Source organism: Staphylococcus sp. GDY8P120P (assembly GCF_017892065.1).
GTDB lineage: Bacteria > Bacillota > Bacilli > Staphylococcales > Staphylococcaceae > Staphylococcus > Staphylococcus nepalensis.
Window position 1 is genome coordinate 1 of record NZ_JAESKI010000012.1, and the last position, 12,733, is coordinate 12,733.

Sequence of the window (12,733 nt, forward strand, 5' to 3'; positions counted from 1 at the left end):
AAACACGTCAAAAGCGAACTGGGCTTTGTATTAATGGCACTTAATATAAGAAAAGTAGTAGCTCAACGAGCTAACTATAATCAAAACAATTATGAAAAAGGCAATTTCTATATTATTTCAATAGAAATTGCCTTTTTTCACTTGTCCGAGAACTTTATGTCCCAGGCTCTTTGCATAGGCAACAAGTGTCTGCAATAGGAATATAATGCGCTACTTTTAATTGAAGTACGTTGGCGAACCTTATACATGTGTTTGATTCATGTAATCTGCTTCACCTAGCCCTTTTTATTCTTCATTTGAAATATAATGCGCTTTTCCTTTTAAGAAAAGACTTAAAACAAATGCTAATGCACTGAGTACTGTGGCAATGAGGAATGCACTATTGACCCCGTTAATTGAAGCTAGTTTTTGAACAAATTCTAATATTTGAGAAGTAGCCATTTGCTCTCCACCCATCGCTTGTGCCATTTCTTGTAAACGATCTTTAATAAATGGATTGGTTTTATCTAAATCTTGTGCGTAACCAGCAGCGTATTGTGTCGTTTGTGTTGACATTACTGTGACTAATAGTGCTGTACCAATTGAACCAGCCAATTGTCTTAAAGTATTAGACAAAGCATTACCATGTGCAATAAGCCGTGATGGTAATGCATTCATACCAGCAGTCATAATTGGCATCATAACAAAACTCATACCAAACGAGCGCACAATGTAAATCATCATTAAATGGCCGTAAGTTGTGTTCATATTTAATTTCGTTAATTCCCAAGTAGCATAAGTCATGATTGCAGTACCAATTAAAGCGAGAGGCTTAATACCAATCGTATCTAATAATTTTCCTGCTATAGGGCCCATGACACCCATAATTAATGCACCTGGTAATAATAAAAGTCCTGATTGTATCGGTGTAAAACCTCTTAAGTTTTGTAAATAAAGTGGCAATAAAATCATACCGCCGAATAAACTCATTGTTACAATCATATTGATAACAGTAGTTAAAGTAAAGCCTGAATATTTTAATACTTCCATACTTAGCATTGGCACACGCATTGTAAGCTCTCTAATAACAAATGCAATGATAAATATAACACCTATAACAAGTGACACTACAACAATTGGAGAACCCCAAGAATTATTACCTGCTTCACTAAAGCCGTATAATAATGCACCAAAACCAATTGTACTGAAGATGATACCTGGCACATCTGCTTTTGGATTGGTAGTGACTTGATATACTCTAAACCATATATAGGCAACTGCTAATGAAATTAAACCTACGATAAACATACCATAGAACATAATATTCCAATGGTAGTTTTCTACGATATAACCGGATAATGTCGGTCCAATCGCGGGTGCTAAGATCATTGCTATACCAAGTGTCCCCATTGCTGCACCACGTTTTTCAGGTGGAAATATAGTCATGAATACATTTGTACCAAGTGGCATTAAGACACCGGCACCTATCGCTTGAAGCACACGACCTACCATCATGATAGTAAATGAACCTGACATACCACAGACCAGAGAGCCTATGGTAAATAATACCATTGCTATTAAAAACAATTTACGATATGAATATTTATTAAATAAATACGCACTAATCGGTATCAAGATACCATTCACTAACATAAACCCTGTCATAAGCCATTGACCAGTATTTGCAGATATATTAAAATCTGTATTTATTTTAGGCAATGCCACGTTGAGTAAAGTTTGATTTAAAATAGCTATAAACATACCAAAGATCATCGCTACTAAAACTTTTCCTTGAGAGGTGCCTTTTCCAAACATAAATGTGCTATGTTTAGCTTTCAATTTTTCATTTACTTGAGCTTCTTCTGAATTTGAATTTATTTTTTCATAATCAGTGTCATTTGGATTGTGTAAATTATCCGTCTCTTCACTGAATGTTGATTGCTCATTTTCTTCATTTAGATTATTTGTTTCGTTATTCTCTTGAGCTGTTGTATTTTTGACTGATGCGTCTGTTGATGTTTCATCACTTTTTACTTTAAATTTAGATTGATAACTTTCGTTAGAAGCAATGCTTTCATGTTTAGATTGTTCCAAAGTTCGGCTTGTTTTTTTCTTTTTTCGTTTTATAACAAAGAAATTAAGTCCACCGATAAGAATGAGCGCTATGACTACGTAAATAATAATGAAGGTCATTGTCATTTTAAGACCCCCTTAATTTTTATGAATTTTAACTTCAGCGTTCATTCCTGGAACAACGTTTTTAGATGGTTTTGAGTCTAGAGAAATTTTTACTGGTACAACTTGTGATACTTTTGTATAGTTGCCATCACTGTTTGATGAAGGCATTAATGAAAAACTTGAAGCAGTAGCTTTACCTACTTCTTTTACTTTACCTTTCAATTCAGCTTCTTCACCATCTAGTTTAATATTTACATCTTTACCTTCTTCAACATCCGCTATATCTTTTTCATCAACATTAGCAGTAACGTATGTTTCATCTAAATTATAAGCATAAGCGATTGGCGTTCCTGCTTGGGCCATTGAACCTTCCATACCATCAACTTTGACAATTGTACCTTGTTTAGGCATTTTAATATCCATATTTTGAGCCTGTCCTTCTTCGCCTTTTGCAGCTATCTCTGCAACTTTGTCACCTTCACTTAATTTTTCATTATTTTTAATATCAAGTGATTTGATTTCACCAGAAGCCGGAGCTGAGACTTTAATTTGTTCTCCATCGACTTTGGCATTATCCGTACTTACATATGATGTTGCTTGATTATAAAAATGGAATCCTACTACTCCGATAATTACAAGCACAACAATGGTAATGACATTTATTAATACCATTTTTTTCATTACAGTTTCCTCCTATTTGCATTTAAAATTCACCTTATATATTATAAAGAGATGAAAAATAAAAATATACCAACACTTATATAAAATGTGTTGGATACATTATTTATGTTTGATAAAGGAGTTACTATGAAACAATATGCTAAGCGTAAAATAATATTTAATATGATTTCATTGTTAGAATTACATCCGTTTGAAAATATTACTATTAAGATGCTATGCGCTTATAGTGGGGTAAATAGAACAACATTTTATGATTATTTTGTGGATAAATACGATCTTTTATCAACGATACAAGCACATCATATCCAAAAGTATAAAACCCTTTTAAATTGTTTATACGAAAGTTCAGAACAAATTTCAGTTAATCAGGTGAAACTATATCAATTTTTCAAAATTATTTTACGGTATATTTACCGTCATTACGGTTATTTCCATGCTATTTTAGTCACACATCCTAATCGTGATTTATTTTTTGATTATATAGAAAATACTCGAGCAACTTATACAAAAATTTTAAATGACCATACAAATGTATTAAATAAAAAGCATTTTGTAATTTATGCACTAGGCGGTCAAATGGGTCTCGTTTATGATTGGATTAAAGAGGGGTGTACACAACCCATTGATGAATTAGCTCAAATTTTGCTAGCCAACACCATTAAATTAAAACGCTAATTCATCTTATTTTTGACCGACAAACATAAAAAAGTACGCAAAATTTAATTAATTCTTGCGTACTTTTTTGTTCAATTTAAAATTATTTTCTTTTTCTTAAATATAAAATAGTTTGTTATTTGTAAAACTACTAATAAAATTCCTGCTAATAAGATAATTGATACATAAGGTGTATAATTTTCTTCCCCCATTACTCCTACAAGTGGTGAGATCGCTCCACCTAATAAATATTGTACAAGTCCAAGTAAACTGGATGCACTTCCGTTGCCGCCAGTGCGCTCATCCATTGCAATTGAAAAACCTAAAGTAGCAACACCTGTAACCGGTGCTACAAGAATAATAAAACCAATAAATAACATCCAAATCGACAAATGGTTCAGCAAAATAATCGTAACTGATATGATGCCAATCAATTGCACACATGTTAAGATACGGAGTAATGTTTGAGGATGTATGTAATCGACGAGTTTACCTGTCAACTGACTTGAAATAATGAGGCTGATGCCAATAACCGCAAACATTATACTAAATTGCTGTGGCGACATTGCGTATATACGTTGACTGATAAAAGGAGATGCTGAAATATAACTAAACAATATGATAAATGTAACCCCTTGAATCAGCATCGGTAATACAAAACGAGGCGTTAGGAGTAATTGTTTAAAATTCTTAAATATACTTATGATGTGAGGGCTATCTCTGTGTTCAGTAGTTAGTGATTCTTTGACTTTGAACATCGTACCTAAAAACATGAGCACGCCGAATATCGTCAATATAATAAATACCATGCGCCAAGTAGAAAAAGACAAGATAACGCCACCTAAAGCAGGCGCTAATACAGGCGCAACGCCATTGACTAACATCAATAATGCTAAAAATTTTGTTAATTGTTTCCCACTATATAAATCGCTTGAAATTGCTCTCGAAATGACTGCGCCAGCTCCTCCACAAAATCCTTGTACAAATCGTAAAGCAATCATCCACCAAATGTTATCTACAAAAATAATGCCTATACTTGCCAATGTAAATAACATCATAGCTATCAAAAGCGGTTGCTTACGCCCAATTGCGTCAGAAATTGGTCCTGTAAATAAATTACCCATTGCTAAACCAATCATAAATAAAGACAAAGTTAATTGTGAATTTGAAGTTGTGGTATTAAAATCAGATTGTATTTGAGGCAATCCAGGTAAAAACATGTCTATTGATAACGCACCGATTGCAGTCAAAGCACCTAGTATAATAACAAAAATAAGTGATTGTTTATGTTGTTGGTGTTCCATCATTACTTTACTCCTATCGATAAACTTGTAATACTCAAGCCCTTTGGGTATCTTTTAGTATAAATATTACCATATTGAACATTTGATTGATTAGTAAATTGAAATCATTATTACTATTATAACTTTAGTTTAAAAATATTAATATAGTTTATTATTTTTTATTTGATATAAAAAAACTAAGCAATAATTTAAATTATTGCTTAGTTTTTCACTTATATTTATTACTTTAACAAACTGCTGTTTCTGTATGATTTATACTACTCGGAATACTTTACAACTTTAAGGTTGCTCGCATCATCATCGCCTTCAAGTTGATAATCTACTTCACCGTATTGTCCGTCTTCTTTTACTGTCTGTGCCTTAACGTAAAACGTGTCTCCTTGTCTCACAATTTCAGTAATTTGTGGTTGAGGCAAATAAAACATAGTATTACCTTGCACCTCATTTTTAGTAGATTTATAATTATCGGTATTTGTCTTGAGATAAGATGAAACCAAATTAAAATTGCTTTGACTATGTGCACTATTCATTGCCGCAGTATAATTACCGAAAAAATTAATCACCTTATTTCTAAAGCTATTTTCCTCTTTTTCTTTTTTATCTACATAATCTTGAATTTCATCACTATCGAAGTTTAATGTGACACGTGTTTTATCTTTTAAGTTGTCGGTTTTAATAACCGTTTCAGCTGATTTAAATGTTTTTTTCTTCGCTTGACCTTCTGCAGAGACAGTTAATTCTTTCGTTTTTGGATATGGGCCTATTTCTTGGTTTTTCGCATAATCATACGTTTTATCATTTACTTTTACTTTAACCGTGTCTTTATCAATTTCTGAAGCGCCTTTTAAGTCAACTACTATATAGGCCTCATTAAAGTCTTCTGAAACATCTACTGTTTCATGATTACTATTATTAAAATTAAATTTAAGTTCACCGCTAAATTGACCATTAGCCATTTCTTTTTTAGCTTCAATCATATAATTGCCAGGGATAAATTCACCTAAAACTGTTGTCTTATTTTTCTCTGCATGCACAGTTCTTTGCTTATCATTTGCTTTGAATTGATAAGTTGTATCATACTTCGGTTTAACAATAGCTTCTTTGGTAGGAGCCGTAAAACTCATATTATCAAATATTAAATAGCGTCGTCCATTTTTGCTGATACGCAAAACCTTTTCGCCGTTTTTTGCTGTAACATAATCTTCTTCGTTGGTTTGACTAGCGTTTAAATCTGTTACTTTTTGATTTATATCTTTAACGAATTGGTTCATACCGACTTCATTTTTTATATATTTGATATATGCCTTGGCTTCATTTTCATCTACACTATTATTTTGAGTACTTAATAAAGTGGATAACTTTTGTGTATCGTTATTATCTATAGCATTGATCAATATTTCTGATTGTGCTTCTGGCGAATTAAAATTTTTCAATAAGATAAATATAATCAAAATCAGGATAATAATAAAAGCTGCAATCCCCCAGGGGATAATTTTTCTTGCTTTGATGTTCATTGCTTTTTTGTTTTCTTTGGTAGATCGAGTCATTTTTTCACTATCTGTTGACTCTATACGATAGCCACAATGACTACATCTTCGTTGTCCTTTTCTTATATTTTCCCCACATTTAGGGCACTTTTGCATTTTATCACCTCGCTACTACCCAATTTTTTACATTATTTCGTTATTTTAACATATCCTGATCTTAAACTATACGGCATTAGCAAGCCATTTCTACTTATTTATGGTATATTTTAAATTGCATTAAATTCATTTTACACTACATAACTTCTATTATATGTTTATTATGTTTCAATTGATATACATCGTTAGTCCAATGACTAGTAAGCTATAAAATTAAAAAGCCTGACCATTCATGCTCTTGAAAACTGTATATAGTTAAAAAACATAACCTCAAATAAAATAGTTACTAAATAGACTTATAGTCATCTAGCAACTCTCAACCCATATATTTTAAACTGTGCTTTCTAGCTTTATATTAAATAATTATCATTAATAGGCATATTAATGGTTATGTTTTGTAATGAAATTTTTTAACCTTTGATCTATAATTTCTAAAACGTAACGTGCTTGTTCAATTTGTTCATCGGATAAATCGTGTAAAATATCACTTACAATATCATTAATAATTGCTTTACTTTGCTTATTAAATTGTTTACCTTTTTCCGTTAATTTAATATATTTTAACCTTTGATCTATATTTTCTTCTGATTTGTCCCATTGAACAACTTCTGCTTGTATTAGCTTTTTAATTCTACGGCTGACAGCAGCTTTGTTTACGCCCTGTCTTTCGGTTATTTCTGTTAATGTCATCGCTTTTTCGTTTTCTAACATTAATATCACATTGGCTTGCTCTCTTGATACGTTATAGTCTTCTCGTAACTCTTTTAATAATTTAGCTAATAAAGTATTCACATCATCTATAAATTCTCCCATAAAATCAATATGACTACTTAAATTTTTAACCATAACTTCTCGCACCTCTACCATTCTAGCTCACTTATGTAAACGTTATTTTTTTTATATTATGTTAATAATATCAATATTCTCTGCTGTATAAAAGCAATAATTACAAATAATTGGAGTTTTAATTTTGAAATAAGGAGAAATTCATATATAGCATCATTAACATTTGATTATTTTGGAAGTTTGCAATACATTTAACTTACTATAAATATTCGGGGTGAACCATGCATACGTTGTCTTTCATTTGTTGCCTAATCATTGTATTCGGTTTTATTGTTATGTATAAAAATTGGAACTGGGCTACTCATTTAACTTTTTTTATTGTACAAATCATTATAGGATATATTGTTATTATTTTGCATGCTGGTAAACTATCATTACCTATAGACTTAACGATTACTATGTTTGTTGGCGTATCACTTATACATATCAAACACAAACGATTATTACGATATAGAACAAGCGCACTTTTTATAAAACGTCTTTATTATATCGCCTTTAAATTACTGCTTTTCATGGTTGCATGTGCTTATATCAGTTTAATTCCAGTTGGAATTAATGTTATTTTTTACTGGGTCGCAGCCATTATGTTTAGTGCTTTTTTCACTTTTATCTGTTACGTGTTATGTTCATCTGCATTTTTAAATGTTACCTATCATCAAAATTTCGATGTCATTGTCATATTAGGGGCAGGTATTTTCACTAACCAAGTGACACCAATGCTTGCAAAAAGATTAGACAAAGCGTTGGAATTATATCAGTTATATCCAAATGCTCAGATTATCGTGAGTGGTGGCCAAGGACCAGATGAACCAATATCAGAGGCATTAGCGATGTATCAATATTTAGTGCATAACAACGTTAACCCATCAGCCATTACAATGGAAGACCAATCCACAAGCACATTCGAAAATATTAAATATACTAAAGCTTTAATTGAACATTATTACGAGAATGAACCAAACATTTTATGTGTAACTAGCCAATTTCATATTATGCGTGCATTAAGGTTCGGTCAAAAATTAAATATCAAACTGAAAGGTGTGGGCAGTCATACCCCTTACCCTTTTTTTGAAATCGCGTTAATCAGAGATTTCTTAGCAATTATGTATCAATATAAATTATTATTAACCATTTATTTTGCTACCTTATTTTGGGCATGCATGATGGCTTTATGGCATATACCATCCATGTAAAATTAAAGCATGGCATGATAAAAATTCAGTCTTAATTGTCTTATTTTGTTTTTTAAAAGACAATTACAAATAAATTCAAAAATTAATATAAGCATCTTTTTGAATTCAGTTCATTTTTCAAATCATTTTGCCAGAGTTGAGCAACAAATTCATTTTATAAAAATACGATTTCTGCCTTACTCTTAGCCATCATATAATTTTAAATAAACAAAAGCACCTCCATTTCTGAATGGAAGTGCTTTTGTTTATTTAGTATGAGAAAGGAACATTAAAATCATAATAGTAAAATGTGATATCTATCTTGTTGTTATAGATTATCATTATTTTATTTACTTACAATAATACCGTCATCTAATTCTATTACTCTATCAGCATAATCAAATAACCTTTTATCATGTGTTATCATAATACCAATCATTTTTTTACTTTGAATTTGATCTTTAATCATATCTATCACTTCGGTGGCGCGCTCTGCATCTAAACTTGCAGTAGGCTCATCAGCTAAAATCATTTTAGGATTATTCATTAATGATCTCATAATTGCAACACGTTGTTTTTGACCTCCTGATAGTGTATGGGGAAATGCGTTTAGTTGTTCTTCTAAACCTATTTGCTTTAATAATTTTTCTGCTCTTTTAGTTGCTTCTTTTTTAGACATTCCTGCTTCTTTACCAATTGTTGCCAACTGGTCTTTTACTTTTAAATACGGTACCAAATGAGAAGACTGAAATATAAAGCCTATTTCGTTTAGTCTCAATTCCGAAGCTTTTTTATCATTAGAATAGAGAGGTACACCATTATATAATATATTACCACTGCTTTGCGACAATAACCCGCCTAAAATAGTTAATAGTGTGGTTTTACCAGAACCAGAAGCACCATTTAAAATAACGAATTCTCCTTCATTAACTTCAAAATTAATTCCTTTTAGGACTTTTGTTTCTGAAGAACCTTTACCAAATGATTTTTTAATATCTTTTACTTGTAAACTCATCATTCTCCACCTCCAATTGCTTCAATAGGGTCTACTTTGAATAATTTTATAAATGATAGCGCTGCGCCCACTATAGCGACGATAATGAATATACCAACTACTAATAAAATATTTGTAACCGTTACATGGAATGGCATAGTAATCGGCATTATTAATGATAAGCTACTAATCAACCCTACAGAAATGATCACTGCAACCATGGTAGTGATTAATATTTGAATAATTAAAGCACTTAATAAATGTCTTGTCTTAATACCTATTGCTTTTAAAATACCTATTTCAGGTATCTTTTGTATTGTCATAACGTAGAAGAATGCACTAAGTACTATAGCAGATATAACAAACAAACTAACAATCATCATATTAAGCGGTGCTTGTTCTGCTTGATAACTTGGTATTTCAGCAGTAATATCATCTTCACTAAATACTTTTATACCAGAAATATCTTCTAATTCATTTTGTTGTTTTTGTGATAAATCTTTAACTGGATAAACCGTGCTCACTTCTTTATTTAATTCATCAAATCCACTGTTATTCATCATAACAACCGAACTATGAGAATACATTGTATCGTCTAAAATACCAGATACTTTTAATTTTTTCCCATTTTTGGTGTTAATTGTATCTCCGATTTCTACGCCATTAGCAGTTAACTTACTATTAATAGCAATTTCATTATCTTTTTCAGGATATTTACCTTCTGATAATTTCGGTTTTTCATTTGTCACTGTATTAGTCATAACCACATCTTCTTCATCTTTATCAATTTTCAGTGTTTGAGATGCTATTTTTAAAGGGGATTGGTCAGTTATATCTTCGACCTTCTGTTGTTGATCTGGCTTAATCACTGATTTCTCAATTTGTGGCTTTTTGTTGTCTTGCATAACGTATTTTTCTGCTTTCATATTGTCCAACATTGATACGTTCTCTCTTGCTAAACCTTGTGCTAAACCACTAATGAATAACACCATAACACCTAATAATAATATGATTAACATGATTAATATATAACGAAATTTATAATATTTAATTTCTTGCCATGCTAACTTCATAACGTTTCACTCCTTCAAAAGAACTTATATCTAGAGTTTAGTCGTAGTATATGAACTCAATATGAACAATTGTTAACCTTTTAAAAATTTCATATTTGTTAAGTCATTTCTTTCCATATATAATATTTATAAAATGGGTAAGGAGTTTTTGTGCATGACTACTTGTTTAATTGTCGATGACGATAAAAAAATTCTAGCATATGTTTCAAACTATGTTACAAAAGAAGGATTAGATGTAGTAACTCAAACAAGTGCCGAAGATGCGCTAGTATACCTTGATTCACATCAAGTTAATATCGCTATAGTCGATGTAATGATGTCAGGTATGAGTGGTTTTGAATTATGTAAAATTTTAAAAGAAGACTTTGAAATACCTGTGATTATGCTAACAGCACGGGATGCACTTAGCGACAAAGAACAAGCTTATTTAACAGGCACAGATGATTATGTAACCAAGCCTTTTGAAGTCAAAGAACTGATTTTCAGAATTAAAGCAGTTCTAAAGCGTTATAATATTAATGCAAATAATGAACTCAAAGTAGGCAATCTCATACTTAACCAAGCCTATTTAGAGCTTCAATCTTCTACCAAATCAATGAATCTACCAAACAAAGAATTTCAACTGTTATTTTTACTTGCTTCACACCCGAAACAAGTATTTAACCGTGATGATTTAATTGAGAAAATTTGGGGCTTTGATTATGAAGGAGACGAACGGACTGTTGATGTACACATCAAACGATTAAGAAAGCGTTTGTCAAAATTAGATGCGTCAATTACTATTCACACAGTTCGTGGTTTGGGATATAAGGTGGATGACAATGTTTAAATCACTCTATTCTCGTATTGCTATATATACAATTATCATTATGCTATCAAGTGCCATACTCAGTTTTTTATTAACTAATATTATCTATCACAATCATTTAAAAGAAAATAACGATACTAAAATTATGCGTACTTTAAAAGATGCTACATCTTATATGCATAAGTCTCATATAAATTTGCCCAAACCTTTTTTCAGACATTTAGGTGAAATGAATTACCAAATTATGACTGTAACCGAAAAAGGTGAGAAAGCCTATTATGGGGCTCCGTTTAGGAAAGATAATGTCGACACTAAAAATATTAAAGCCGTTTTAAATGGTAACGACTATCATGGTATAAAAAACTTATCTTACAATCCTTTTATTACTGGTTTTTTCGAAAATACCACACAAAATACCGTTGGTGTGCATTATGAAGCAAATGGCAAGAATTATGCCGTATTTATGAGGCCCGATATCGGCAAAACCTTTAGTGAATTTAGAATTTTCTTAATTATATTAATCACTCTATTGTTAGTCATTTCTATCATTTCGGTGATTTCTTCAACTTATATGATAATTAAACCGATACAGCAATTGAAGCAAGCAACAGAAAGACTTATGGAAGGTAATTTTGATGTGCCCATTAATGTTAAACGTAACGATGAATTCGGCACCTTGCAATATCGATTTGATAAAATGCGTTTATCTTTAAAACAACTGGATGACATGAGACAACACTTTGTCCAAAATGTCTCGCATGAGATTAAAACACCTTTAACACATATCCATCATTTACTTGATCAATTGAAATTCACTAAAGACGTTAGTGCCCGTGAACAATACATTGATGAAATATATCAAATTACAACACAACTTAGTGAATTAACAAAAGAACTTCTTTTACTATCAGAAATTGATAATGGCGAACATCTCGAATTAAATGACCACATAGCACTTAATAAACTTATTAAACAAATTATTCGTCATGAACAATTCTCTACAAATCAAAAAGATCTCATTATTATGTCAGATTTAGACAACGTAACATTTGTTGGGAATGAAAGATTGCTTCATCAAGCATTTCAAAACTTAATTATTAATGCCATCAAATACTCAGAACCAGGCGGAACAATTGATATTACACTAACGAACGACACTGACTTAAATGCGATTCGTTTCACTATAACTGACGACGGTCAAGGTATGACACAAACAACACAATCTCATTTATTTGAACGTTTTTATAAAGCCAGTCATCATGATAATAGCAATGGATTAGGCTTAGCAATTGCAAAAGCTATTTTTGAATTACACGATGGTAAAATTAAAGTAGAAAGCGAAAAATATGAAGGCACTACATTTACTGTCATTATCAATAAATAAAAAGCGAGGCGGAGACA

11 protein-coding genes and 1 pseudogene are annotated in these 12,733 nt (G+C 31.3%); 5 read left to right on the forward strand and 7 right to left on the reverse strand.

What is annotated here, in order from left to right; translation table 11 throughout:
* Positions 1–198 (forward strand): annotated as a pseudogene (locus KA900_RS08510) (IS5/IS1182 family transposase); the annotation flags it as partial.
* An 87-nt stretch (positions 199–285) separates the two neighbouring features.
* On the opposite strand, the gene KA900_RS08515 reads toward KA900_RS08510, so the two are convergent.
* Both KA900_RS08515 and KA900_RS08520 read right to left on the reverse strand, forming a co-directional pair.
* Positions 286–2,178 carry a DHA2 family efflux MFS transporter permease subunit gene (locus tag KA900_RS08515; RefSeq protein ID WP_096808572.1) on the reverse strand — a complete coding sequence of 631 codons (1,893 nt, stop codon included), beginning with the start codon at positions 2,176–2,178 and terminating at the stop codon, positions 286–288.
* 12 nt (positions 2,179–2,190) lie between these two features.
* Positions 2,191–2,838 carry an HlyD family secretion protein gene (locus KA900_RS08520; RefSeq protein ID WP_096808571.1) on the reverse strand — a complete coding sequence of 216 codons (648 nt, stop codon included), beginning with the start codon at positions 2,836–2,838 and terminating at the stop codon, positions 2,191–2,193.
* A 126-nt stretch (positions 2,839–2,964) separates the two neighbouring features.
* Between KA900_RS08520 and KA900_RS08525 the strand changes: the two genes are divergently transcribed.
* Positions 2,965–3,513, forward strand: coding sequence for a TetR/AcrR family transcriptional regulator (locus KA900_RS08525; protein WP_103372883.1), 549 nt, complete (start codon positions 2,965–2,967; stop codon positions 3,511–3,513).
* A gap of 71 nt (positions 3,514–3,584) precedes the next feature.
* Here the strand turns inward: KA900_RS08525 and KA900_RS08530 are convergent, their stop codons facing one another.
* From KA900_RS08530 to KA900_RS08540, 3 genes are all read right to left on the reverse strand, one after another.
* A complete protein-coding gene (locus KA900_RS08530; RefSeq protein WP_318270776.1) occupies positions 3,585–4,796 on the reverse strand; it encodes a putative multidrug effflux MFS transporter TcaB in 1,212 nt (403 codons plus the stop codon).
* A 257-nt stretch (positions 4,797–5,053) separates the two neighbouring features.
* A complete protein-coding gene (locus tag KA900_RS08535) occupies positions 5,054–6,439 on the reverse strand; it encodes a membrane-associated protein TcaA (protein WP_096808568.1) in 1,386 nt (461 codons plus the stop codon).
* A gap of 381 nt (positions 6,440–6,820) precedes the next feature.
* A complete protein-coding gene (locus KA900_RS08540) occupies positions 6,821–7,285 on the reverse strand; it encodes a MarR family transcriptional regulator TcaR (protein ID WP_096808567.1) in 465 nt (154 codons plus the stop codon).
* Positions 7,286–7,506: 221 nt separating this feature from the next.
* Here KA900_RS08540 and KA900_RS08545 point away from each other — a divergent pair, with 221 nt between their 5' ends.
* Positions 7,507–8,478 (forward strand): YdcF family protein, encoded by a 972-nt coding sequence (locus KA900_RS08545; protein WP_107644117.1) that lies wholly within the window; start codon positions 7,507–7,509, stop codon positions 8,476–8,478.
* A 325-nt stretch (positions 8,479–8,803) separates the two neighbouring features.
* On the opposite strand, the gene KA900_RS08550 is transcribed toward KA900_RS08545, so the two are convergent.
* Both KA900_RS08550 and KA900_RS08555 read right to left on the reverse strand, forming a co-directional pair.
* A complete protein-coding gene (locus tag KA900_RS08550; RefSeq protein WP_096811197.1) occupies positions 8,804–9,472 on the reverse strand; it encodes an ABC transporter ATP-binding protein in 669 nt (222 codons plus the stop codon).
* A complete protein-coding gene (locus KA900_RS08555; RefSeq protein WP_096808565.1) occupies positions 9,472–10,524 on the reverse strand; it encodes an ABC transporter permease in 1,053 nt (350 codons plus the stop codon). Before KA900_RS08555 ends, KA900_RS08550 begins: the two co-directional genes overlap by 1 nt.
* Before the next feature lie 154 nt (positions 10,525–10,678).
* On the opposite strand from KA900_RS08555, the gene KA900_RS08560 reads away from it, so the two are divergent.
* Both KA900_RS08560 and KA900_RS08565 read left to right on the forward strand, forming a co-directional pair.
* A complete protein-coding gene (locus tag KA900_RS08560; RefSeq protein WP_096808564.1) occupies positions 10,679–11,353 on the forward strand; it encodes a response regulator transcription factor in 675 nt (224 codons plus the stop codon).
* Complete coding sequence (locus KA900_RS08565; RefSeq protein WP_096808563.1) at positions 11,346–12,716, forward strand: HAMP domain-containing sensor histidine kinase; 1,371 nt, start codon at positions 11,346–11,348, stop codon at positions 12,714–12,716. The genes KA900_RS08560 and KA900_RS08565 overlap by 8 nt, the downstream gene beginning before the upstream one ends.
* Positions 12,717–12,733 lie beyond the last annotated feature (17 nt).